Annotated in this window: 23 protein-coding genes, 1 tRNA gene, 1 pseudogene and 1 riboswitch; of the genes and pseudogenes, 7 read left to right on the plus strand and 18 right to left on the minus strand. The window is 38.7% G+C overall.

What is annotated here, in order from left to right; translation table 11 throughout:
• Position 1: 1 nt before the first annotated feature.
• From TDE_RS09675 to TDE_RS09700, 6 genes are all read right to left on the minus strand, one after another.
• Entirely contained in the window at positions 2 to 685 is a 684-nt protein-coding gene (locus TDE_RS09675) for a hypothetical protein (RefSeq protein ID WP_002679817.1), read from the minus strand.
• Positions 686 to 1,564, minus strand: coding sequence for a signal recognition particle-docking protein FtsY (gene ftsY / locus TDE_RS09680; RefSeq protein WP_002668333.1), 879 nt, complete (start codon positions 1,562 to 1,564; stop codon positions 686 to 688).
• Positions 1,554 to 3,122 (minus strand): lipoprotein, encoded by a 1,569-nt coding sequence (locus tag TDE_RS09685; RefSeq protein ID WP_002679819.1) that lies wholly within the window; start codon positions 3,120 to 3,122, stop codon positions 1,554 to 1,556. Before TDE_RS09685 ends, ftsY begins: the two co-directional genes overlap by 11 nt.
• The gene (locus TDE_RS09690; RefSeq protein WP_002668331.1) at positions 3,119 to 3,439 is read right to left on the minus strand and encodes a response regulator transcription factor; all 321 of its coding nucleotides are present in this window, start codon (positions 3,437 to 3,439) and stop codon (positions 3,119 to 3,121) included. The genes TDE_RS09685 and TDE_RS09690 overlap by 4 nt, the downstream gene beginning before the upstream one ends.
• Positions 3,436 to 4,558 (minus strand): peptide chain release factor 2 gene (gene prfB / locus TDE_RS09695; protein WP_245522415.1). Its coding sequence is split into 2 segments (ribosomal slippage): positions 3,436 to 4,491 and positions 4,493 to 4,558, totalling 1,122 coding nucleotides; the frame shifts between segments, so codons are not numbered across the junction. The genes TDE_RS09690 and prfB overlap by 4 nt, the downstream gene beginning before the upstream one ends.
• A 5-nt stretch (positions 4,559 to 4,563) precedes the next feature.
• The gene (locus tag TDE_RS09700; protein WP_002668328.1) at positions 4,564 to 4,857 is read right to left on the minus strand and encodes a hypothetical protein; all 294 of its coding nucleotides are present in this window, start codon (positions 4,855 to 4,857) and stop codon (positions 4,564 to 4,566) included.
• A 109-nt stretch (positions 4,858 to 4,966) separates the two neighbouring features.
• Between TDE_RS09700 and TDE_RS09705 the strand changes: the two genes are divergently transcribed.
• The 3 genes from TDE_RS09705 (at position 4,967) to TDE_RS09715 (ending at position 8,184) form a co-directional block, all read left to right on the plus strand.
• Positions 4,967 to 6,370: a hypothetical protein gene (locus TDE_RS09705; protein ID WP_002679821.1), complete on the plus strand. Its 1,404-nt coding sequence runs from the start codon at positions 4,967 to 4,969 to the stop codon at positions 6,368 to 6,370.
• Between the two features lie 158 nt (positions 6,371 to 6,528).
• Positions 6,529 to 8,013: a peptide ABC transporter substrate-binding protein gene (locus TDE_RS09710; RefSeq protein ID WP_002679823.1), complete on the plus strand. Its 1,485-nt coding sequence runs from the start codon at positions 6,529 to 6,531 to the stop codon at positions 8,011 to 8,013.
• Between the two features lie 97 nt (positions 8,014 to 8,110).
• A tRNA-Val gene (locus TDE_RS09715) sits at positions 8,111 to 8,184 on the plus strand.
• A 28-nt stretch (positions 8,185 to 8,212) separates the two neighbouring features.
• Here the strand turns inward: TDE_RS09715 and TDE_RS09720 are convergent.
• Both TDE_RS09720 and TDE_RS09725 read right to left on the minus strand, forming a co-directional pair.
• Positions 8,213 to 8,527 (minus strand): BrnA antitoxin family protein, encoded by a 315-nt coding sequence (locus TDE_RS09720; protein WP_002679825.1) that lies wholly within the window; start codon positions 8,525 to 8,527, stop codon positions 8,213 to 8,215.
• Positions 8,496 to 8,804 carry a BrnT family toxin gene (locus TDE_RS09725; protein WP_002679831.1) on the minus strand — a complete coding sequence of 103 codons (309 nt, stop codon included), beginning with the start codon at positions 8,802 to 8,804 and terminating at the stop codon, positions 8,496 to 8,498. Before TDE_RS09725 ends, TDE_RS09720 begins: the two co-directional genes overlap by 32 nt.
• Before the next feature lie 153 nt (positions 8,805 to 8,957).
• Here TDE_RS09725 and TDE_RS09730 point away from each other — a divergent pair, with 153 nt between their 5' ends.
• The gene (locus TDE_RS09730) at positions 8,958 to 10,160 is read left to right on the plus strand and encodes a SufS family cysteine desulfurase (protein ID WP_002679842.1); all 1,203 of its coding nucleotides are present in this window, start codon (positions 8,958 to 8,960) and stop codon (positions 10,158 to 10,160) included.
• A gap of 34 nt (positions 10,161 to 10,194) precedes the next feature.
• Positions 10,195 to 10,629, plus strand: coding sequence for a Fe-S cluster assembly sulfur transfer protein SufU (gene sufU / locus TDE_RS09735; protein ID WP_002668316.1), 435 nt, complete (start codon positions 10,195 to 10,197; stop codon positions 10,627 to 10,629).
• A 62-nt stretch (positions 10,630 to 10,691) separates the two neighbouring features.
• On the opposite strand, the gene TDE_RS09740 is transcribed toward sufU, so the two are convergent.
• From TDE_RS09740 to TDE_RS09785, 10 genes are all read right to left on the minus strand, one after another.
• Positions 10,692 to 11,030: a hypothetical protein gene (locus TDE_RS09740; RefSeq protein WP_002674683.1), complete on the minus strand. Its 339-nt coding sequence runs from the start codon at positions 11,028 to 11,030 to the stop codon at positions 10,692 to 10,694.
• A 33-nt stretch (positions 11,031 to 11,063) separates the two neighbouring features.
• Positions 11,064 to 12,275, minus strand: a complete 1,212-nt coding sequence (locus TDE_RS09745; protein ID WP_002679845.1) for a ZinT/AdcA family metal-binding protein — start codon at positions 12,273 to 12,275, stop codon at positions 11,064 to 11,066.
• 89 nt (positions 12,276 to 12,364) lie between these two features.
• Complete coding sequence (locus TDE_RS09750) at positions 12,365 to 13,576, minus strand: ZinT/AdcA family metal-binding protein (RefSeq protein WP_002679847.1); 1,212 nt, start codon at positions 13,574 to 13,576, stop codon at positions 12,365 to 12,367.
• Between the two features lie 87 nt (positions 13,577 to 13,663).
• The gene (locus TDE_RS09755) at positions 13,664 to 13,849 is read right to left on the minus strand and encodes a hypothetical protein (protein WP_002679849.1); all 186 of its coding nucleotides are present in this window, start codon (positions 13,847 to 13,849) and stop codon (positions 13,664 to 13,666) included.
• A 10-nt stretch (positions 13,850 to 13,859) separates the two neighbouring features.
• Positions 13,860 to 14,678 carry a DUF4198 domain-containing protein gene (locus tag TDE_RS09760; RefSeq protein ID WP_002679851.1) on the minus strand — a complete coding sequence of 273 codons (819 nt, stop codon included), beginning with the start codon at positions 14,676 to 14,678 and terminating at the stop codon, positions 13,860 to 13,862.
• A 324-nt stretch (positions 14,679 to 15,002) separates the two neighbouring features.
• Positions 15,003 to 15,205: riboswitch (cobalamin riboswitch) on the minus strand.
• A 79-nt stretch (positions 15,206 to 15,284) separates the two neighbouring features.
• On the minus strand, positions 15,285 to 16,298 hold the full coding sequence (locus TDE_RS09765) for a DUF4198 domain-containing protein (protein ID WP_010957139.1): 1,014 nt from the start codon (positions 16,296 to 16,298) through the stop codon (positions 15,285 to 15,287).
• Positions 16,299 to 16,307: 9 nt separating this feature from the next.
• Positions 16,308 to 16,850: a hypothetical protein gene (locus TDE_RS09770; protein WP_002679856.1), complete on the minus strand. Its 543-nt coding sequence runs from the start codon at positions 16,848 to 16,850 to the stop codon at positions 16,308 to 16,310.
• 85 nt (positions 16,851 to 16,935) lie between these two features.
• Complete coding sequence (gene feoB / locus TDE_RS09775) at positions 16,936 to 19,770, minus strand: ferrous iron transport protein B (protein WP_002679857.1); 2,835 nt, start codon at positions 19,768 to 19,770, stop codon at positions 16,936 to 16,938.
• A 3-nt stretch (positions 19,771 to 19,773) separates the two neighbouring features.
• Positions 19,774 to 19,998, minus strand: coding sequence for a FeoA family protein (locus tag TDE_RS09780; protein ID WP_002668304.1), 225 nt, complete (start codon positions 19,996 to 19,998; stop codon positions 19,774 to 19,776).
• A 23-nt stretch (positions 19,999 to 20,021) separates the two neighbouring features.
• Positions 20,022 to 20,285, minus strand: a complete 264-nt coding sequence (locus TDE_RS09785; RefSeq protein ID WP_002679859.1) for a FeoA family protein — start codon at positions 20,283 to 20,285, stop codon at positions 20,022 to 20,024.
• Positions 20,286 to 20,461: 176 nt separating this feature from the next.
• Between TDE_RS09785 and xseB the strand changes: the two genes are divergently transcribed.
• Together xseB and mutL are read left to right on the plus strand one after the other, a co-directional pair.
• Positions 20,462 to 20,698, plus strand: coding sequence for an exodeoxyribonuclease VII small subunit (gene xseB, locus TDE_RS09790; RefSeq protein ID WP_002674672.1), 237 nt, complete (start codon positions 20,462 to 20,464; stop codon positions 20,696 to 20,698).
• 11 nt (positions 20,699 to 20,709) lie between these two features.
• Positions 20,710 to 22,502, plus strand: a pseudogene (gene mutL / locus TDE_RS09795) (DNA mismatch repair endonuclease MutL).
• Positions 22,503 to 22,510: the final 8 nt, after the last annotated feature.

Here is a 22,510-nt window from a genome sequence, read left to right on the forward strand (position 1 = left end):
TTTATGTTTCTTCCTCTATCACACCGACTTCTTTTCCATATTCGAATAAATGAACTATCTTTTTATCCGTCATATATTCCGTGTAAGAAATTTTATTTCCGTTTACAAAGTCGGTTTTGGATTTTATTTTATTTTCAGGCCCGTATTCATACTTTGAAATATATTCGGTTCCTTCTTTTTTTAAAAACGATTCTATCAATAAATTATTTTCATTATAAGTATAAATATTTTTTTCGAGCTCGTTTTTGCCTTCCGCATCGTAAACGATTTTTTCGGTTTCCATTTTTTTTTGATTATATTTTATTTTGATAAGTTTATCCGATAAAACGACTTCACAAGATTCAGGATAACCGTCTTTGTAGGTATATGTTTTTTTTTCTATAAGTTTATCTTTTTCATATAGAACGGAAATAAGAGGTCTGCCCTTATCATCCAGTTGTTCAAAAAACCACCTGTCGCCAAAACAGGCCGTAAGCCCGGAGCTTTGAATGGAATAAAACCCCTTATCGGATTCTTCCGGATCTTTTTCGTTTTCGGATAAATTTTTATTTTCGGTTGCAGGCAAATTTTGATCTTCGGTTTCTTTAACAGGAGGGGATTGAACATCAGAATTTTCCGATCCGTCTGCAAAAATAAAAAGAGAGTATAAAATAAAAACAAAACATAATATTTTTTTTAAACTCATTTATATTTTTCCGATAAATTCCTTTACATAGTTTTCAGCCGAAAAAGGAGATATGTTTTCATATTTTTCTCCGGTTCCGACAAAAAGCATGGGAAGGTTAAGCTCTTTTCCTGCCGTAACGGCAACGCCGCCCTTCGCCGTAGAATCATACTTTGTTAAAAAGACCGCATCGACTCCTATAGCTTCATGGAAAACTTCGGCCTGCCTTAAACCGTTTTGACCAGTAGTTGCATCCAATACCAATATCTTTTTATAGCAGCCTTCAGAAGCCTTTGTCTTTGCAATCCTGTCGATTTTTTGAAGCTCCCTTACCAAATTGTCTTTATTGTGAAGTCTTCCCGCCGTATCTGCAAGAACGAGGCCTCCGCCTGATGAAGCCATTGCATCGCCGGCATCAAAGATGACTGCACCAGGGTCTCCCCCATGCTGATGAGCGACAACCCTCACATCATTTTTTTCACCGTGAAATTTCAACTGTTCAATTGCAGCGGCTCTAAAAGTATCTCCGGCGGCCAAAATGATGGGCGTACCGTATTTTTCTTTATAATAATGAGCCATCTTTCCTATTGAAGTTGTTTTTCCTACACCGTTTACACCTAGAACAAGATAAATAGAAACCTTGTCTTTCTCCGGAATTAAAGAAGTTACCTTTACATAGGGTAATAAAATATTATAAAGACCGTTTAAAACATCATCTTCAGAAACGAGTTTTTCCTTTTTACATAACTCTCTTAAAGAAGCTTCTATTTCAAGGGCCGTCTTTGCACCTATATCTCCTTCTATCAGAGTATCGGTTAAATCTTCAAAAAAAGATTCTTCCGGTCCCTTATATAAACCGAATAGTTTTTTTAATCCGGCAGCAAAACTTTTATTCTTCATTTTTATTCTCCTCATCTTTAATAACCGTATCTTTATCATTAACTACAGTATCTTTATCAGTCTTAACTTCCTCATAAACAGGAACTGAATAATTAGGTTTTATCTTTCGCGGTAAGGCCCTATCAGCCTTTACCAGATAGATTATCAACTGTACAAAATAATTAATACCCAAAGCAATCGTAATCCCCTGGAAAACATTTTGAGTTATTCCCAGTCTGTTTATACGGTCAATCTCGGATTGTGTATAAGGAAGTTTTCCGCTTTTAAAAGCGTATACTTGATCATCTACTTTAGAATTTAAAATCATCGTTATAGGCAGGCTTATGTACAAAGCTCCTAAAGACCAATATAAAATTTTTCGTTGAGTTTCTATCGAATCTTTTACATTTTTTTTGTTTAACTTTATAATCATGTTTTGAACATTTTGAGGAGAAAAAGTGTTATTCTTCGGCTCAAGAACACCGAAGGTATGAATACCATTTTCTTCAAATTCAAAAATAGACTTCATCTTAGGTATAGTTATAATTCCGGGAATACGAATAGAGTATTGGGATTTAAAAAATAAATTGGGAGAAGCACTTTTAAGATTAAAACCGATTGTCGCAGATTCCTCTTTTTTTAAATTGATTTTTAAGGTATAGGCATCCTTATTTTTTAATTCCAGTTTTTTTGTTTCTTCAACATAATCTTGAGCAGATGCACCTATTTGATAAAACCCTTCACGCAGCATTATGGGTTTTGAAAAATCCCGTATCAACTCACCGTCAATATAAACCTTTGCATTTTTAGGAGTAACATCAAAAAACACCTTTACCTCTTTTGTATTTTGAATAATCGTGTATATTTGACGCACCATCATTTCTACGACTTTTTCAACATCATCATATCTTCCGGCCCCCGAAAATTCGTGAACCTTCATTCCGGGAATCCCCATATCCAAATAAGCGGTTATAACCATATAGCCCGAAATATCTTTTACCGAGCCGTAAATAAGAGCCGAGATATTTTCTTTTTTTAAGTTTTCACCTAGGTCGGCATTTTCAGACATCGTATATAAAGATTCTCCGTACTTCCATAAGTTTATATTTTTAGGATGACTCGAGCTAAAAAAACGGGTTTCTTCAATTTTGATATCTATATCGGCCTCATAAATACTTTTTTCTTTTTTTAAAATTTCTTCCGTAAGTTTTTTCTCTTTTTCGTCTTTTATTTTTTTGTCTTCAACCGACAAAAAAAGCTCATCCCTTTCTTTTATAAGTTTTGCCCTGTCTTTTATAAGCCTCAGCTTTTTATTTGAAGCTTCCATCACAGCCCTCATTTTTTTTTCTTCAAAGGGGACTATTCTTTTTGCTCCGGTATCCATGTAGATTAAAAACATTTCAGGCACTATCGTTTTATAACTTTGATAAGAAGAGGGAAGACCGTCCGTTTTAAATTCCGAAACGGCAATAGTCCAATAGGAATTTTCATCTTCGTTCTTTTGTGAAAATAAAAAACAAGCTATAAAAAAAAATACGGATAAAAAAATAAGTTTTTTCAATTTAAAGGAGAACCTCATAAGCAGATTGTAACTCCTTTTTCCGTAAATGGGCATAATAAAAAATCCGAGGCGCCGCAGATAAGAGCTTTTTCTGCAAGACCTTCATCCCCGATAGAAGAAATAACAACAAATTGAGTATGAGGGCTTTTTTTTCTAAAAGAAGCCGTATCCGTAAAAAGGCTTGAATCAAAAAAAACGAGGCGGACATCTTCATTTGTTAATGTATGCAAAAGCAAAGATTGAGGCAAAATCTTAATTGTTTCGTTTACATGAGAAAGACATATTGCTCTTATATCGGCTGCCAAAAATTCGGATTTGCATACAATACATATCATAGAGAATCGTCCTCATCAATACTCATATCTTCAATCTTTGTATTTAAAAAGCTGTTTATAAACTCGTCTATGTCTCCATCCATTACAGCCTGAATGTTTCCCGTTTCATACTTTGTCCTGTGATCTTTTACCATTGTGTAAGGCTGAAAAACATAGGACCTTATCTGATTGCCCCAAGAAATACCTTTTTTTTCGGCTGCAAACTTCATGTTCTCTTTTTCTTTTTGTTCTTCATAATAATTATAAAGCCTTGATTTTAGAACATTCATAGCCGTAGCCCTATTGCTGATTTGGCTCCTTTGAGTTTGGCAGGCAACAACTATTCCGGTTGGAATATGGGTAATACGTACGGCTGAGTCGGTTTTGTTTACGTGTTGGCCTCCGGCCCCTCCGGCTCGGTATGTGTCGATACGCAAGTCTTCAGGGCGTATATCGACTTCTATCGTATCATCAAGGACAGGAAAAGCAAAGACCGATGTAAAAGATGTATGCCTCCTTCCGTTGGAATCAAAAGGGCTGATACGCACCAGCCTATGAATCCCCGTTTCGCTTTTTAAAAGGCCGAAGGCAAATTCGCCTGAAATCTGAAATGTTGCAGACTTTATTCCGCCCTCGGCTTCAACCACATCTATGGTTTCCGTTTTAAAGCCTCTGGACTCGCACCAGCGCAAATACATGCGCACCAGCATACCGGCCCAATCGCAGGCCTCAGTTCCCCCTGCCCCTGCATGAACCGTAAGGTAGGCATCGTTTTTATCGACCTCACCTGAAAGGAGGCTCAATATACTTAATTTTTTATATTTTTCGTAAACCGAGTTATAATTTGAGCCGATTTCTTCAGACAGTTCTTCATTGCCGGATTCTTCCGAAAGCTCCATCAAAACTTCCAAATCGGAAACCTCATCCATTAGCTCCTGCCAAGGATAAATTCTGTTTTTAAGGGCCTTTATCTCGCCCATAATTTTTTCGGCTTTTTTACTGTCATTCCAAAAATCGGGAGCTAAGGTTATAGCTTCTTTTTCGGCTATTTTTGCTTTAACCGCCTCGGGGTCAAAGACGCCCCCAAATATTAGAGATATCGTTTTTTAAGGCTTCTAAATTTGATCTATAGTCTTCCATAAGGTTTAATTCTCCAACTTTTTTGCAGGCGGGCGTACAAGCACCCTCCTCCACTTTTTTTTATAAAGCGTAGTTACGGCAAACACATCCTGAATAGGATATTGATAAAGGCGGACTATATCATAATAGTCGGTAACTCGGTCTATATCCTGCTTTAATGTAACAAGGCCTTCATCGTTTATTGTTACCGATTCCCAACAGGCATGCTGAACCCGTTCAAAGCCGTTGGCCGTTAGAACTTCTGCGAGATGAGAAGCCGATTCCCTTCCACCCGGATCTATAACAACTGAAACAAACATGTATAACAGAATACGATAAAAGAAGAACTTTGTCAAACCCCTAAGGCCGGTAAAAATCTTTACTTATTATATACTTATACAAAAAGGGAAAAATGCCGATAAGTGGGGTATGGAAAATAGAAAAAACTTTGTTGAGGAACTTTCGGTAATACTTGAAACAAAAAGGAATGAGTTTAACTCTCAAATTCTTCCCAAGGTGAGGGAAAACTACAATATTCAAAGCAGTGCCCTTCACGCAGTCAGAAGCACTCTTTTAAAAAAACGGGTCATCCATGATGATCCTTATAAATATGACAGTAAAATGACTGAGGTTGAAATTCCCAGCAAGGAAAACTTTGCAGACTCGGAAAAAGCAAGCGTTATAGGCACCCGTTTGGCCCACTATGAAACAATGCTGGAATTTGTAAACAATTATTATCAGTTTAATACCGAGTTTTTAACTCCCAAAAGAATTGCCATCCTTCTTGACCTAAACAGTACCTTTATTTGGTCGGATTTTACAAATACATCAAATCATACAAATACGCGGGCTATAGCCGATATAATAAATAACCTTTTCAAAGGCCCCGACCAATTATCAAGCAGTCTTTTACGGGATTCCGTAGCCCATCTTGCAAAAAGCGAGACCTATATCAATACCCAGCTTAAAAGCCTTTCCATCTTTCACCGTGAAGAATACAAGCTTTTAATACGCAGAGAGATTATACCTTCAGTAAAGATAACAAAAGAGGATTGTGCAAATCCTTCAAACATTCTAAGGGAAATAAAAAAAATTTTCACATTAAAGCTCAAAAAAAAGCCTTTTTACACGGATCTTATAGTCGAAATAATCAGAGAAGATTACGGGGATGATTCGGCCATATTACAGCAGGAGGTTCTATCCCGCCTTGAAGTTAAACCAAAGGAAAGCTCTTTTGAAAATAAAGAAGTCAACCACAGACCTATTTTAATATCGGGCTTACGGGTTCTTTCAAATTCCGCTCCTCACTTAAAAGCAGCACTGGATAAAATAAAATCAAATCAGGAGCTGGTTTATAAATCGGAAAATACGGTATTTAGAAAAATTGCTGAAATTTTCAGGCAAATTTTAAAATTGGAACCGCCTGAAAAGCATATAACAATCATAATTACCGATAATATCAATCAAAATACAAAAAAACAAACAATTAACTATTCCGTTTTTGAAAAAGAAGTGCTTCAAAAAATAGCCTTATTCCAAAGTATTTTGATGCCGAATTCGGTTGTCAATCAAAAAATAAAAACAATGCCTAATGAGCTTCTTTTTAACAGCCTTACAAAATACATAAGCGACAGCAATGAGATGCTGAAACAGCTTGGTGGGCTTGACGAATTTTATAAAAGCGTAAAGCCTGAGCTTAGAAGCAAAATAAGAGGAATTAAGATAGAAATTACAACAATCACAAATTCGATTATAAAGGCAAACCAATACAGGGCCGAATATCAGGCTCTCAGCGAAGAAGTAAGCCAAATGAAAAAACTTGGAGTTATCTAAAGTATAATCCGATTGAATAATAATAAAAAAAACAATATAATGTCGCTTATATGAAGAATAAACTATTAGCATTATTTTTGTTTTTACTATCCTTTTGTCTGTTTTCACAAGAAGACCAAAAAAAAGAACTGAATATTTCCATAACTTCAGGAATACCAATGCTTCACCCTCATACGGCCTTCGATGCCGGGGAAGCCCAAATCTTAACGGCCCTTTGTGAAGGCCTTTTTGTATATGATCCTTATACATTGCAGCCGGTTCCGGCTCTTGCCGAAAAGTACAGTGTTTCAGGCGGAAGAACATGGCGTTTTACAATCAGAAAAGATGCAAAATTTGAAAACGGAAAACCCATAACGGCTCAAACCTTTGTCGATTCATGGCTGAATCTTTTAAACCCCGCAGGCAATCATCCATATGCTTCACTTTTAGACTGCATAGACGGAGCTGCCGATTACCGTAACGGAAAACTAAAAAATAAAAATCAGGTCGGAATAAAAGCCGAAAGCGAGCAAGTTCTTTTAGTAACCACAAATACCGAAATTGAACACCTTCCCAACATTCTATGTCATCATGCCTTTTCAGCCGTTGAAGCCTCCCAGCTTGAAGCGGCCTTAAAATTTTCTAACATCGAAAGAATAGAAAAATTAAGGGACAGCTTTAAACCCATATCAAGCGGTGCCTATAAGATAAAAAAATTTTCCGAAAAAGAGCTGATTTTGGTAAAAAATGAAAATTATTGGGATAAGGATAATGTCCAGATTCCTCAAATAAACCTCTTCCTCGATTTAAGCAAGGAAGACGCTATAGAAAAATTCAATATAGGGAAGATTCATTGGCTTTCAAGAAGCGATGTGATTTCTAAAATAGGCGATCAGCGTTGTGTAAATATCGACCCTCTTTTTGCAACTGATTATTTTTTCTTTAAGACTTCATCTCCGAATATTAAGGATGCGGAGTTTAGAAAGGCCCTTCTTTTAGCTGTTCCCTATGAGGAATTACGCAATGGCTATCCCATAAAGGCTGAAACTTTGATTTTTCCCCTTGCAGGCTACCCCAAAATTCAGGGTGTAAATGAATATAACCTGCAAAAAGCCCAAGAAATCATAAATAAACTTAATTTAAACGAAGAACAAAAAAAGGTGGTAATTAAAATACCCGAAAATACATATTATCAAGAATTAGCCGAAATTCTATCGGCCGCATGGGCAAAAATCGGGGTAAAAACCGAAGTTAAGCTTATTTCTTTGAATGCTTATTATAACAGCCTAAAAACAAATGATTACGATTTGGGAACAATCACTTGGATAGGGGACTTCGCAGACCCTCTGGCCTTTTTGGAGATGTTCCGGCCGAATTCCAACCTCAATGACTCGGACTGGAAAAATCAGGAATTTGAAAGAATAATCCTCAAGTCCCATGCCGAAAAAGACTTTAAAAAACGATACGAAATGTTGAGCAAGGCAGAAGAGCTCTTGCTGGGAGAGAGCGTGATTATTCCGATATCCTATAGGCTAAGCGTAAATATTATCGATATTTATTCCATAGGCGGCTGGTATTCAAATGCAATAGATATACACCCCTTTAAGTTTATAAAATTTATTAAGCCTCAGCCGGTGCCGGGGCTCGTAAAATTAAGTAAATAGCTCAAAAAGAAGCGATAAGACTGCGGCAAAAAAACTTCATTTTTTTACAAAATATGTATTGACATTTTTTGTGATTTGTAATATCATCCATGTCATTGGGCGCTTAGCTCAGCTGGTACGAGCGTCTGGTTTACACCCAGAATGTCGGCGGTTCGATCCCGTCAGCGCCCAATCCTTCCTTTAATCATTCATTGCCACTTTATAAACATTTTTGCAGGAGTTCGGGGTTTCGAAAGGCCTCATCAATGATACGGCTTAACACAGAGCTGTAGCCTTTACCTAGGGCTTTGACTTTTTCAGCGGTTTCGGGTGAAAGCCTGATTGCTACTACCTGTTTTTTTCGAAGCTTTCGCTGTTCTTTGGCTATACGTGCAAATTCCTTTATTTGCTCCTTGGTTAAGGGTGGGCAATCTTCATCGTATACAATAGGCATCTTTGCGGCACGCCTAATCTCTTCAATTTGTTCTTTGGTCGGTTTTTCGTTACCATGTAAAACCGATGTAACTATTGCCATAAAGTCTCCTTTCCGCTTTTGTTGCGGCTCTTGCGGATATGATCCGTGTTTTTTCTCCTCGTTCGGTGTAAACAACGAAAAGTACTTTGTCTACTTTTCCTATTGTGATAATACGGTCTTCTGCCCCGCTGTGGTTTATATCGAATAATTCAATTCGGTTGTTATCATTGAAAACGAGTCTTGCGGTTTCAAATGAGATTTTATGTATTTTCATATTACGCTGTTCTTTCTCGTAATCCCATTCAAAAAGACGCTGTGTTGTATTTCCGTTTTCCATATTTTCATTATACAATATGTATTACTTTTTGTCAACTTATATAGTTCGATTTTATAATTCAGTTGCCCTGATCCCCACTCCCCCATTGCTGGACAAAAGGCTTATTTTTATGTAAAATAAAGAGAAATGCGGCTTTAAGGAGCATAGAAATAGATGTACAAAAACGATTTTCCATTGCTTATGCAAAATCCTAACATTCATTATTTGGATTCGGCGGCAACGGCACAAAGGCCTATGCCGGTTATAGAAGGCATAAAAGAATATTTTTTACAGTCAAACGGAAATGCGGGCCGAGGCTCTCATTCCCTTGCAATAGCCTCTTCCATATTGGTTGAAGAAACACGAAAAAAAACAGCCGAGTTTATCGGAGCCGATAAAATTGAAAGCATTATCTTTACAAAAAATTCTACCGAGGCTCTCAATATAATTGCCTATTGTTACGGCTTATCGAATCTTAAAACCGGAGATGAAATTCTATTGGCGGTATCAAACCATCATGCAAACCTCGTACCTTGGCAGTTTGTTGCAAAACAAACGGGGGCTGCCGTAAAATTTATCTATCTTAACAAAAACGGCACCTTGGATATAAATGACTTTAAGGCTAAACTTTCCTCTAAAACAAAGGTGGTCGCCATCTCAAGCGTGGTAAATGCTACAGGAATTATAAACCCTGTAGAAGAGGTAATAAAACTAAGCCATGAGAGCGGAGCCGTTGTTGTAGTCGATGCAGCCCAAGCCATTGCTCACTACAAGCAGGACGTATCAGCCCTTGACTGCGACTTTTTAGTTTTTTCGGGACACAAGATTTTTTCGGACTTCGGTGTCGGGGTTCTTTACGGAAAAAAAGAGCTCTTGGACAAGATGCCGCCTTTTTTATACGGCGGAGATATGATCAACTTTGTTACAGAAGAATCAAGCGAGTTTAAGGAAGCTCCCTATAAATACGAAGGCGGAACCCACGATACAGCTGCCATAGTTTCTCTTAAACACGCAATAGAATATATCGAAAAAATCGGTTATGCCAATATAGAAAAAACCGTAAAAGAATTGGACTCTTATGCTCTTTCCGAATTAAAAAAACTTGACTTTGTAGAAACCTACGGCACCGATGCTGAAAAGAGAGCGGGTATAATCGCCTTCAATGTAAAAGACGTGCACTCGCATGACACATCCTACATCTTAAACGAATACGGTGTTATGGTTCGAAGCGGACATCATTGTACTCAGCCTCTGATGGCTTACCTAAATATAAATTCCTGCTGCCGTGCAAGTTTTTCTATTTTTAACACCAAGGAAGACATAGACGTCATGATCACAGCCTTAAAAAAAGTAAAAAGCGTTTTTTTAAAGGATTAAAAAAACTTAAAAATAATATCGATAAGGAAGATAAATGGACATAGATACGATTTATCAGGAAATGATTCTAGAATACTCCCGAAAAAAAGAAAACTGCCGCGAACTTTCCGGCGAAGGAGTAAAGATAGAAAGAGGCCATAACCCCTCATGCGGTGATGACCTTACCCTGCTTATCCGGGAAAAAGACGGAATCATAGAAGATGCTTCTTTTTTAGGAAGGGGCTGCGCCATTTCTACGGCTTCTACAAATATGCTGATTGAACTTATAAAAGGAAAAAATGCCGAAGAAGGAAAACGCAAGGTAGAAATATTTTTTAAGATGATGAACGGAAAAGAAATTTCGGAAGAAGAAAAGGAAGAATTGGAAGATGCTCAAATCTTGGAATATTTTGCCGAAATGCCGGCACGTATAAAATGTGCAACTTTAAGCTGGCACAGTGCCGATGTTCTTTTAAACGAAAAAAAATGAGGTTTATTGTAAGGGACAGTGTAAAAAACAAAGTCCCTTTTTTAAAAAAAATCAAGTAAATCTTATTTTTCGATATCGCTTGATTTTACTTTTACCACATGGCCGGGGCCTGCATCAAAGATAATTAAAAAGTCTTTTACCTTGATATCGGCGTACTTAATTGTTATCTCGCCATTTTTATCAAGCTTGGTCTTAATTATAACCTTCTTTTTTGCATCTTTTTCCTTAGGATTTTCGATTCGAATTTCTACACCTTCAGCAGATGAGCCGTCGGTAAAACCGCCCTCACAGGTAAAAGTTCCGTCACCGTTATCATAACAGTGCAATATCGGGGCATGAGCAAACAAAAGAGCTGCTCCCAATACTAAAAAACAAATAAAGATAGCTGTTCTTTTTTTCATTTTTATTCTCTCCTATAAAAAGTCTCAATACAATTATTTTTCAACAATACCTTTTAAAATCTTGCGGCAAGATTTTTCAACTCTCTCTGCAATCATTTTGTTTGGTGTATTTGCAGGTATACATGTAGGCTTCTCTTTAATTTTGGAAAAATCGGCATCATTCATACCATACCAAAAATGGAAATGTAAAGGATTTCCTCCTGCACTCGTAAGAGAAATTGTCTTAAACATTCCTGCATCTTTTTTATCAGTTACCACAGCAAGCAATCCGGGCTTGGAGGCATTTTCAGCAGTTCTCTTATAAGCAGCTCGATGAATTTCTTTTCCGTCCTTATAGACTACAAATTCGTTCTTACCGTCTTCGGTAACAAATTCGATATGAGTATAAAGATCTGTCGTGCCGTATACTTTTTTCATTTCGGCAATAATTTCAGCTTTTGTAAAATCTCCGCCCTTAGGATTTTTACCGGCAAATTCTTTAATGATTTTGTTATAAGCGGCATTAACCTCAGCACTTGTGTTGTCATAAATTAAAGAGCTATTCATCCATTTTCCTTCTTTTGCATAAGGCTCAAAGGGAGATTTTGGGAACATGCCCGCAACAGCTCCTATGGTATCTTTAAAATTCTTTACAAGTTCTTCTTTTGTCATTGAAGCAGACACATAGGTAGGCCACCACATAGTATCTGCTTTTACCAATGCGTCAATACCGGATCCGCCTGTTCTTACATGCCAATGGAGCAGTCCCCCTTCGGAATCTTGATGCGGGGGAAAACAGATAATATATTTTGCCATAGTAAGGCCGCGTACATTTTTTACGGCTTCAAAAGTTTCCCAGTAATATCCGTCATAACCTATAACAGGCACCTTTCCCTTGTAAACATACTCGGAAGAAATTTCTTTTTCTTTTCCATCAGCATCTTTTACGGTAAACACAACAGTGTTTGTTCCGTCAAATTTTATCTTTGAAAATGATGTTCTATACATTCCTTCAACAGCCAATTTGAAACCTTCAACGGTATAGTTTTCCATTTTGGCGGCCGCTTCTTTGTATACAGGATTTAAAGAAGGATCATTTTTTGCGGAATCCAGCGAAACCCATTCACCTTTCCATGCGGCAAGTTCTTTACCGGGTTCAATTTTCATGCCTCCGATTGTGTTAGGCATCGACTTACATGCAGTAAAAGTAACCGCAAGAACCATCAAAACTAATACAAGTTTTGCACCGAAATTTTTCGTAGACATAGTAACCTCCTTATGTCAAAATAAGGTATTATCAAATATTGATAAACTTAATAAAAATTGGGAACCTAAAAATAGGTTCCCAAAAAAAATTATTTTTTAGCCTTTGTTAATCTTTCTAAAAGAGTTCTTGCAGATTTCTCTACAGCTGCTGCAATTTCAGCGTCTGTAAGAGCTGTCCTGTAACAAGTAGGTGTTCCTTCAAACTCTTCAATTTCTTTTTCGTTATTACCGTACCACAAGTGGAAATGCAGCATCGGAGCTTTACCGTGTACAACTACAAATGAAATCAAAGAAAACATACCGGCATCTTTTCTTTCAGCCTTCATCGTCATATACGGCTTTGAAGGACTTGCACCAACACGAACATAGCTTGATCTAAAGATCTCTTTATTTCCTTTATAGAAAACAAGTTCATTTTTTCCGTCTTTTACAATAAACTCCATGTGGGAATAATCTTTAACGGATTTATTTCCTTTTTGTAATTCGGCAATAATTTCAGCCTTTGTAAAATCTCCGCCCTTGGGATTTTTGCCTGCAAATTCTTTTATAACCTTTGCATAGGCAGCTTCAACTTCTTTACTTGTATTTTCAAAAATAGATAAAGAGTTGATCCATTTGCCGTACTTGGCATAGGATTCAAAGGGAGAAGCAGGATTCCATTTAGGCATATTTGGGATTGAAGATTCAAACATCTTAACAAGCTCAGCTTCAGGTGTAGATGAAGAATAGTACGTAGGCCATCTTCCTGCACCGGTTACAAGGTTGTCAATACCGTATTTTCCAAAACGGGCATGCCAGTGCTTTGGTCCGTCACCATGAGCATGAGGAGGCATTGATATAAAATACTTAAAGTTTGCATTATCAAGCTTATCTTCTACAGCCTCAAAAGTCTCCCACATAGAATCGGGATACTCACCATCAGCTTTTTGTCCCAAGTACTTGTATTTGACTGAAATTTGTATTTCTTTACCGTCTTTATCCAAATATGTAAAAAGAACAGTGTTTGTACCGTCAAATTTTGCCTTTACCGCCGGTGTTTTGTACATGTCCAAGGCAGCAGCTTCAAGGCCTTCAGGTGTATAAAAGCGCATATCTGCAGCTGTTTTTTTATAAGCTGCTTTTAAAGACGGGTTGTTTTTTATGATATCTGCTGAAACCCACTCGCCCTTCCAGGCGGCCAACTCCATTCCGGCTGCAAGCTTATTATCTTTTGCAGCAGGCATTGTTTTACAGGCAGTAAAAATAACTGCGAGTGTAACCAGTATAAGTGCAATCTTTGCACCCATTCTTTTATTAACCATAATTAAACTCCTTTAAGTTAATATAAGTTATATTAGCTAACTTTTTATTTAAACAAGAAACAATTCTTGACTTAAAGTAAAAAGAAACTAGCCTTTTTTATGTTCCGCGGAACAGCCGCAGCATCCGCAACCGCAGCCGCTCTTAGGATTGATATTTTTTTCTCCGCAGCTGCAGGCCGAAGCCTTACCCTTAAATATCCTGTAATATTTACGGATGAGTAAGAGAATCACACCTGCAACTATCGAAATAGTCAAAACCATTCCCAATGTCATAAGGCAATCCTTATTTTACAGGCACTGCTTCAATCCAAAGTACGGCATCCTGTGAAAGTTCTTTACCGGCAAATTCTTTTACATTACCTGCACCGAGGGCAGCAAAGCCCCAGTATCCGGCCTTATGAGGGACAAAGGAGAAGTTTCCGTTTTCATCTGCTAAAATAACGGCAGCGGCATTTTTTGTTTTTGCCTTCTTCTCAAATTTGCTTTTTTTCATGTTTACATCAAAGTTGATATATTCAACTTCAATTTCCGCATTGGGAACAGGCTTGCCTTTTGAGTCTACAACAGTACCTCTGAAAAGTCCGCCTACCCAAACATCGTAAGGCTTTACCAATGGCATGATTTCGGGATAACCTTCGGCACATCTTGCACTCCAGTCCGTATCAAGACCTGCCTTATTGATAAAGACCTTGGTAATCTGCTGGATATACTTATCTTCAGCACCTTCATAGTAAGGATGAGGAACAGCGATAAGAGCCCAGTCTCCGCCTCCTCTAAAACCGTTATCCTTATTTAAGGTAAGGTCATAGGCTGAAGCCGTATTTTCTGAAGTTGTAAACTCTGTTTTCTTTAATGAGGGAAGAAGATCCTGAATCTTTGCCTTGTGCACGGAAAAGAATTTTTCAAAACCTTTGATTTCTCCGGCCTCGTTTTTACCGACATCCATTGCGTGTCCTGATTCTGCAGGATGTGTAAAAACAATCTTAAAATCAACAGAGTTGCCTTCAACTCTTGAGGTCGGGGTATAAATCATTTGGAAGTGTGCAAATGAAGCCATAGATACCAAGAATAAAAATAAAACTATTCCTGTACGCTTTTTCATAAAAAACTCTCCTACAAATATTTTAGTCTAAAGACTCATAATCTTAAGTTCAAAAAAAGATAGGACCAAAAGTCTTGCTTTAAACTCACGGAAAAATCTTTTTTTTCAAATCCAAATGTAAATCAGCACTTACAATCTATCTTATTCTTAAAAAAAAAGCAAGCCCCCAAAGACGGAACAGCAAACTTTTAATTAAAAATAAATCGGAGATTAAATAAAGAAAACACGAAAAACGCAAGGCATCAGCTCCGCTTATAGAAAAAGCTGACAATAAAATAGAGTTGTACAATAATGAGTTTTCCGATTTTCCTTCCCTCCGAAGGATTTCGTAATACAAATAGGCAGGTCTCCTGACTTATGATTTAAAGTTTATCGCCTTCCCATATTAACAGTGGCTTATGCTTCCAATACATAGATGCATTATGATAAACAAACTCAATTACAGTAGCGGGGGCTGTGCCGGTTTTTCACCGGTTTCCCTTTTAATCTTAAAAATTAATTTAAGAACCTTATTTGTCTATAACCTTCGGGTAATTATAAATATTTCCAAAAAAAAAGCAAGCCCCCAACGGGACACCAATGGGGATTTGTTATCTATTTACTATCCTACTTATTTTCAGCCTTATCCGAAATCTTTTTAAAGATAGGCGGCCAAGCGAACATAACCACAAAAAGCAAGATTACTATTATCAGGGCCGCAGGCGAAAATCCTTCCTTGGGTTTTGCTCTTTCAGAAGGCTCTCCGTCAGAAGAAGATATATCGGCTTGTTTTGTGCTATCAGCCTGTTCGGCCGCATCTTCAATCTTGCTGACCTCAAACCAAATAACGGCATCTTGAGAAAGTTCTTTTCCTCCGAATTCCTTTTCCTTCCCTACTCTAAGGGCGGCAAAGCCCCAGTATCCCGGACAAGGAGGAATAAACTCGAAAACGCCGGTATTATCGGCCATTATCATTCCGGCACCCGCTTTTTGCAGCTTAGGTTCTCCGGTAAATTTCTTGTTTGTCATATCCACATCGTAGTTCATGTTTTCAAATTCAACCTGAGCATAAGGCACGGGTTTTCCATCGGAGTCCAAAACAAGGGCACGGATCACACCGCCCTCCCAAATATCGTAGGGCTTTACCAAAGGCAAAATTTCGGGATAACCTTCGGCAACCCTTGACTGCCAATCGGTCGAAAGTCCGGCCTTGTTGATAAAGACCTTAGTTATCTGCTGAATATATCCGTCATCGGCTGCTTCAAAATAAGGATGAGGAACGGCAACCAAGACCCAGTCTCCGCCTCCCTTAAAACCGGCCTCTTTATCAAATTCAAAGGTATATGCAAAGGCCTTGTTTTCCGCAGATTCAAATTCTCCCTTTTTTAAAAAGGGCATTAAGTCGGTCTTGTTTTCTTTATGGACGGAATAGAATTCCTTTAAGCCTTTTATTTCGCCTGCTTCATTTTTACCGATGTCCATAGTAAGGCCGGAATCAAAGGGATGAGTAAAAGAAATTATAAAATCAACCTTGTTATTTGAAGCTTCGATTATTGAAGCCGGAGTATAAATAATTTGAAAGTGAGCAAAAAGGCCCAAAGCCGTCCAGCATAGCAATACGGAAAAAAATAGCTTTTTCACTTTTTACACCTACCTTTTTTGTTTTTTAAAGAGGAAGACAATCAGTATCGAATTTATTACGGCAAGTACAAGGGCCAAGATTGCCGTAAACGAAGGACCGACACTAGGCATTGCCGAAACGGTATCCATAGGAACCCAACCTGCGGAACCGGAGACAGCAACGGGTTTTTGAGCCTGAGCAACATCTCCGGCTGACTCGTTTTCTCCTGCGGCTTCAGAAGAAGCAGCCTGACTGCCGAAACCGCCTTCGGGTTCGGGACCGTCTTTTACGATAATATGGCCCGGCCCTGCATCAAAGGTTACAGTATAAGGAACATTCGGGATAGGCAGGTTGAGTTCGCCTACATCGGGGAATTCTCCTTCCCAGATTTTTTGCCCTGAAGCCTTATCGGTAAGATAAAGTTTAACACCGGCAGCCGAAGCTCCATTTGAAAATCCGCCTTGAACATAGATAGTTCCGTCTCCGTTATCTTCAACGGTCAATAGGGGCGAATGTGCAAAAAGCATAATAGAACACATCATTAAAACAAATACGATAAATATTTTTTTCATCTATAAACTCCCATAAATTTATAATCCTAAATGTGAACCTCTAAAAGCCGCAGCTTTAGAGGCTTTCCTTAAATTTCTTTTACAATCAAAAGCCGAACAATCTTCCCAGCTGGAAAACAAGGACGGCAACTAGTGAGCTCAAGACCACGGGATACATAACACTGAATAGCGTCCAGCCAACACTCTGAGTCTCGGTCTTTGTTGCCATAACGGTAGCAATACAGGGCGGGAAAAGGGCTATCAAAATCATAATAGTAAGACCGTCTAATGGGGTCAATCCCGTTTCCTTATCCTGAATGCGGGCTTCCAAAACTTTACCCGAATCCTCGCTTGAAGACTCAACACTGTAAATAGTGCCCAAGGTCGAAACAAGAGCTTCCTTTGCGGCAAAGGAACCTAGAATTGCGATATTTACCTTCCAATCAAAGCCCGCATATTTTGTAACGGGTTCCATTGCCTTTCCCAGGTATCCCAAAACGGAGTTCTCCAAAGTTTCTTTACGCAATTGTACGGAGATAAGCTTTAGGTCCGCACTTGCAGGGCGTATAGCCTTTGCAGCGGCAGCGGCCTCGGAATCTATTACAGCTGTGCCTGAAATTTTTACTTTTCCGGTTCTGACAAGGGCAAAGAAGTAAGGATTCAGCTTTTGCCAATAAGCATAAAATGAAGCCTTTAAAATAGGCTTTTGAAATTCTTGAGCATCATTGTATGCCTTATCAAAATCTTTTTTTGCGGAAGAATACATATCAAAATAATTTTTAAAAGCACCTATATTACTGCCGAGTTCAATTTTTCCTTTTAAGGCAATTTTTGTCATTTCGGGATTTTGTAAAAACAATCTGTTTATATTCTTTTCCATGCCCTTAGCTCCGCCGAACAGATTTATGGCATCATACAAATAAAGCTTTTCGGTTAAACGCTGATATTCTATAAAGCCCTTTTCGGAAGCAAAATATTGGGAATAGGAATTGTTTAATTTTCCTGCAAAGTCCTGAATGTAAGCTGCTTTTCTTGCTTCATATTGAGCAGTTTTTTCAGAGCTCAAAGAAGGAAAATTTACACCTGCCCAGATTATAACTGAAACGGCAACTACAGTCGTTGCAACTTTTTTTATAAAGCTCCATAAGCGTTCAAAGGTGCGTGTTAAAACACCTCTAAGGGTCGGCATATTATAAGCCGGAAGCTCAAGTACAAAGGGTTCAGGCTTGCCGTGAACAACATAGAGGCTGAAATATTTTGCAACAATCAGGGCGACTATCAATGTAAAAAAGGAAATTCCGCCTAGAACTATCCATTGGTAGCTTGTAAAAAATATTCCCGTAATTAAAACATAAAAAGGAATCTTTGCCATACAGTTAAGAAGGGGCAAGATAAGAATCGTTACCAATCTTGACTTATCATCTCTGATTGTCCTTGTGGACATAACACCTGGAACAACGCAGCCTCCCATTATAACACCCGAGAGAATCATAGGAAGGGTTGACTGTCCGTGTAAACCGAACTTGCGTAAAATCCTATCCATGATAAAGGCAAGGCGGGCCATGTAGCCGACATCTTCCAAAAAGGCAATGAGGGCAAACAAGCAGAAAAAGATTGGGACATAGTTTAAAATCATTATTGCCCCATCAATTATCCCGCTTAAAAACAAACCTCTTAATGGGCCCTCGTTTATAAGTCCTTCAGGATAAATAAGTTGAGAAACTATTGCTCTGACAAATTTAAATATCGGGAAAACCTTGTCGGTCATCTTATAACCCAAAACTACCGTTATCCAATAGAAAACCAAAACAAGCTCAACCAAAATCAAAAGACCGTAAACCTTGTGACAAAGCACCTTGTCGATTCTGTCGGTTGAATTTATACTGCCTGAACCGCCTTTAGTATAGATAAGAGCAGCTCCTCCCGTAAAGGCAAAAGCTCCGGCTAAGCTAAGAATCAAGCGTAGAATGTTATTTGCAACGATAGGAATCGGCAAAAGCAAAAAGAGGGAATCCAAAATCTCATAGGTTACAAAACAAAGAATAAGGGCGGCAATGGTCTCGGTAACCTTTCTTTTAATATTTAAGGACTCGACGGCTTTTTGTTCAAGCTCTTTTTTTGAAACCGCTGCTTCAACAATTTTTTTTGCCGCAGCGGAGCGGGCAAGAGCTATTTCTATTTCAAAGCTGTGCTTATGTTTTTCTTTGTGCTCGGCTTCAATTTCTTTTATAAAAGTTAAAATGGAATCAAAGTTTGTAAAATTTTTACCCTCTTCTTCGATAACTGCGGAGTCCTTTTCGCAAAGCTTGATTGCAAGCCATCTTAAGGGAATAGAAAAAAATTCGTCCTTTGCAGAAGCCTTTAATTTTTCGACAATTTTTTCCAAATAGGATTCCATATCCTTACCGTAGGTAAGCATAAAGGGTTTTTGCGGTTCGGAGCTTTCAGCCGTTTTTGAAATAAGCTCTTTTAATTCGTTTATCTTTTCTTTTTTCTTGGCCGAGCCGGCTATTATCGGAATACCCAAGAGAGAAGAAACTTTATCAACATCGATTTGCAAGCCTGCATTTTTTGCAGAATCCATCTTGTTTAAGTACATAACAATAGGACAGTTCATTTCCAAAAGCTGGAATGTCAGATAAAGATGTCTTTCCAAATTTGAGGCATCGGCAATGTTTACCAAAAGTTCGGGCTTTTCACGGAGGATAAAATTACGGGTTACTCTCTCTTCCGGTGAATAGGAAGTAAGGCTGTAAGTGCCGGGCAAGTCGGTAATAAAAACCGATTGGTCAAGAGCAAAATACTCTCCCGTTTTTTTCTCAACAGTGATACCCGGATAGTTTGCAACATGCTGATGAGCTCCCGTCATCATGTTAAATAGGGTTGACTTACCGGAGTTAGGCTGACCGGCAAAAGCAATATTTATTTTTTCTTTTTTCATATTCTAAACTTCTTTTACAATGATTTTTTTAGCTTCATCCTTGCGGACAGCTACAAGCGAACCGCAGATGGAAATGTCAAAGGGATCTAAAAGCGGGGCCTTTCTTACAACCGAAAGTTCAGCTCCGGGAGTAAACCCAAGACTTATAAGTCTTTGCAAAGTCATTCCGCTTATCTCAAGATCTTCTATGATTCCTTTTTTTCCTTGTTCCAATTCATCAAGAGTCATTTAAATCTCCAATCTCCTCAATACTATAAACGCACCAAAATTTTAGAAGCAAGATTATAATCTACTGCATATTTTGAACCGTTTACCAAAAGCAAAATAGGCCCTTTTTTATCGGCCTGAGAAGTAACAACGGTTATTTCCGTATTTATATCTATTCCAAGACTGCGAAGGCGGGAAAATTCGGCCCCCGTTCCGTCAAATTTAAGCACGGAAGCCTTATCGCCTTCCTTTAAAATAATTAAGGGTACCAATGTCAGCAACCTCTCACAAAATGTTGTAACGACCATACATCATTTTTTTATTTTAATCAAGGCATAAATGAAAAAAGTTACAACATTAATATGTAACACCGAATATCAAAATGCATAAACAATTTCAATTAGATTGTGTTGCTTACATCCGCCGCTATCGGAATTCATAAAGAAGACTTGACCCTCATCAAAAAAAAGGATAGTATTTGTCTATGAAAAAATTTGAAGAAAGACTGGAAAAACTCGAAAAGATAAGCGATGACATACGCTCTTCCGATATTCCTTTGGAAAAAGCTCTTTCCCTCTTTGAAGAAGGCATAAAGCTTGCCAAGGGGCTCGAAAAAGATATAGAAAAAATGGAAGGAAAGATTGAAGTCTTATTAAACCAGCCCGTACTGCCTGAAGAAGAGCCGGAACTCGACCTGTTTACGGTAACGGAAACCGTTTAAAGGAAGCCGGCATGAGAGAATACAAGCCCGTAAAGCTCTTATCAAAAGAAACCGCAAGCAAAATAGCCGCCGGAGAAGTTATCGAGCGGCCGGCCTCTGTTGTGCGGGAACTATTGGATAACTCGATAGATGCGGGTGCCTCTCAAATCATAGTAGAAATCGAAGAAGGCGGAATAAGTACAATAAGGGTAAGCGATGACGGCTGCGGAATGACTAGGGAAGATTTGGAACTTTGTACCCATACCCATTCCACAAGCAAAATAGAAGAGGCTGAAGACCTCCTTCACTTACGGAGCTTGGGCTTTAGAGGTGAAGCCCTTTCATCGGTGCAGGCTGTAAGCTCCCTCGAAATTACCTCCACCAGAGAAGGCCCTGCAGCTTGGAAACTTTCCTTAGGAAAGATTTCTCCTGCCCGCCTAAATAAGGGCACAACAGTCGAAGTTAAAAATCTTTTTGAAAACTTCCCTGCCCGAAAAAAATTTTTAAAACGTCCTCAATATGAGGCAGCCCAATGCCGTCAGACCTTTGTCGAAAAAGCCCTGCCCCACTACAATATCGAAATGCGTTATATAGCAGACGGAATAAATAAGCTAATTCTTCCGGCTCATTCTTCCTTAAAAGAAAGATGCCTTGCAGCTATGAGCCTTAAGGAGCCTGAAGAGCTTTTTTACGAGATAAACCAAGAAGGAGACGGCTTTTCTTTTAAAGCTGTTTTAGGAAGCCCCGCTGTAGTCCGATCCGACAAGCGGAATATCTACATCTTTGTAAACGGAAGGCGGATAAACGAATACGGTCTTGTTCAAGCCGTTTGCTATGCCTCGGAAGGCTATTTTCCCAACGGAGGATTTCCCTCAGCCTTTGTGTTTTTAAATATAGATCCTGAAAGAGTCGACTTCAATATTCATCCTGCAAAAAGGGAAGCAAAATTTGAAGACTATAAAGAAATTCATCACAGCTAAGCTCAACCATAAGCTCCTTTTATAAACAAAAAACGGTTTCCGATCTTTTAAAGGAAAGCTATCAACCGGAATATACGCAAGGCTTTGATTTTGAAAAAACTGAATATGAAGCAGCCGATTTAAACCAAAGCTATAATCCGGCCGGCACAAAAACCTATTGGCCGTCATCTCCGATAAAGCAGATTGAAACTTCGACCGCTTTTCAGGAAATATCGCAAGCCGATTATGGAGCCTCGGCCGCACAGCATAGACTGTCGGCTGTCGCTCATGAGACCTCAGCTGTGCCGCAAGACCTACCCAAATCCGATTTTAAATTTTTAGGCCAATTTTGCGGCACCTTTATCGCTGTCGAAAAAAACAAAGCCCTCTATATAATAGACCAGCATGCCGCCCACGAGCGTATCCTCTTTGAAGGCTTAAAAAAAAGCCTCGGCCCATCGCAGGAGCTTTTAATTCCTTACCGCATTGAAACGGAATCCGAAAAAGACGATGAAATCATAAGACTAAACCTCCATGAGCTTCAAAAAGCGGGCTTTAATATAAGTGAAGACAAAAAAGGGCTTTGGATTATAAGGGCGGTTCCCATAAGATGGCAGGGCACGGAAAAGGACTTAAAAGAAGACCTTGCAGGTGCAGGTAAGGATCCTTCAGGACTCATGCACCACATCCTTGCAAGATCAGCCTGCCGTGCCGCCTGCAAAGACGGCGACATCATAGATCCCGTTTCTGCATATAATATAGCGGTTAAAACCTTCGCCCTCCCGGAACCGCTCTGCCCCCACGGCCGCCCCCTCTATTTTATAATCGACCGCACGGAACTTTTTAAACGGATAAAGCGAACTTAACCTCGGCT

The sequence above is a fragment of the Treponema denticola ATCC 35405 genome (assembly GCF_000008185.1).
In the GTDB taxonomy this organism is placed as follows: domain Bacteria; phylum Spirochaetota; class Spirochaetia; order Treponematales; family Treponemataceae; genus Treponema_B; species Treponema_B denticola.

What these genes read in the sequence shown, in the direction of transcription:
- TDE_RS09710 (WP_002679823.1), top strand. Translation starts at nt 6,529, where the DNA reads ATGCTTCACCCTCATACGGCCTTCGATGCCGGGGAAGCCCAAATCTTA.
- TDE_RS09685 (WP_002679819.1), bottom strand. Translation starts at nt 3,122, where the DNA reads ATGAGGTTCTCCTTTAAATTGAAAAAACTTATTTTTTTATCCGTATTT.
- TDE_RS09780 (WP_002668304.1), bottom strand. Translation starts at nt 19,998, where the DNA reads ATGACTCTTGATGAATTGGAACAAGGAAAAAAAGGAATCATAGAAGAT.
- TDE_RS09750 (WP_002679847.1), bottom strand. Translation starts at nt 13,576, where the DNA reads ATGGTTAATAAAAGAATGGGTGCAAAGATTGCACTTATACTGGTTACA.
- sufU (WP_002668316.1), top strand. Translation starts at nt 10,195, where the DNA reads ATGGACATAGATACGATTTATCAGGAAATGATTCTAGAATACTCCCGA.
- xseB (WP_002674672.1), top strand. Translation starts at nt 20,462, where the DNA reads ATGAAAAAATTTGAAGAAAGACTGGAAAAACTCGAAAAGATAAGCGAT.
- TDE_RS09675 (WP_002679817.1), bottom strand. Translation starts at nt 685, where the DNA reads ATGAGTTTAAAAAAAATATTATGTTTTGTTTTTATTTTATACTCTCTT.
- feoB (WP_002679857.1), bottom strand. Translation starts at nt 19,770, where the DNA reads ATGAAAAAAGAAAAAATAAATATTGCTTTTGCCGGTCAGCCTAACTCC.
- TDE_RS09785 (WP_002679859.1), bottom strand. Translation starts at nt 20,285, where the DNA reads ATGGTCGTTACAACATTTTGTGAGAGGTTGCTGACATTGGTACCCTTA.
- ftsY (WP_002668333.1), bottom strand. Translation starts at nt 1,564, where the DNA reads ATGAAGAATAAAAGTTTTGCTGCCGGATTAAAAAAACTATTCGGTTTA.
- TDE_RS09745 (WP_002679845.1), bottom strand. Translation starts at nt 12,275, where the DNA reads ATGTCTACGAAAAATTTCGGTGCAAAACTTGTATTAGTTTTGATGGTT.
- TDE_RS09770 (WP_002679856.1), bottom strand. Translation starts at nt 16,850, where the DNA reads ATGAAAAAAATATTTATCGTATTTGTTTTAATGATGTGTTCTATTATG.
- TDE_RS09705 (WP_002679821.1), top strand. Translation starts at nt 4,967, where the DNA reads ATGGAAAATAGAAAAAACTTTGTTGAGGAACTTTCGGTAATACTTGAA.
- TDE_RS09755 (WP_002679849.1), bottom strand. Translation starts at nt 13,849, where the DNA reads ATGACATTGGGAATGGTTTTGACTATTTCGATAGTTGCAGGTGTGATT.
- TDE_RS09720 (WP_002679825.1), bottom strand. Translation starts at nt 8,527, where the DNA reads ATGGCAATAGTTACATCGGTTTTACATGGTAACGAAAAACCGACCAAA.
- TDE_RS09740 (WP_002674683.1), bottom strand. Translation starts at nt 11,030, where the DNA reads ATGAAAAAAAGAACAGCTATCTTTATTTGTTTTTTAGTATTGGGAGCA.
- TDE_RS09760 (WP_002679851.1), bottom strand. Translation starts at nt 14,678, where the DNA reads ATGAAAAAGCGTACAGGAATAGTTTTATTTTTATTCTTGGTATCTATG.
- TDE_RS09730 (WP_002679842.1), top strand. Translation starts at nt 8,958, where the DNA reads ATGTACAAAAACGATTTTCCATTGCTTATGCAAAATCCTAACATTCAT.
- TDE_RS09725 (WP_002679831.1), bottom strand. Translation starts at nt 8,804, where the DNA reads ATGGAAAACGGAAATACAACACAGCGTCTTTTTGAATGGGATTACGAG.
- TDE_RS09700 (WP_002668328.1), bottom strand. Translation starts at nt 4,857, where the DNA reads ATGTTTGTTTCAGTTGTTATAGATCCGGGTGGAAGGGAATCGGCTTCT.
- TDE_RS09690 (WP_002668331.1), bottom strand. Translation starts at nt 3,439, where the DNA reads ATGATATGTATTGTATGCAAATCCGAATTTTTGGCAGCCGATATAAGA.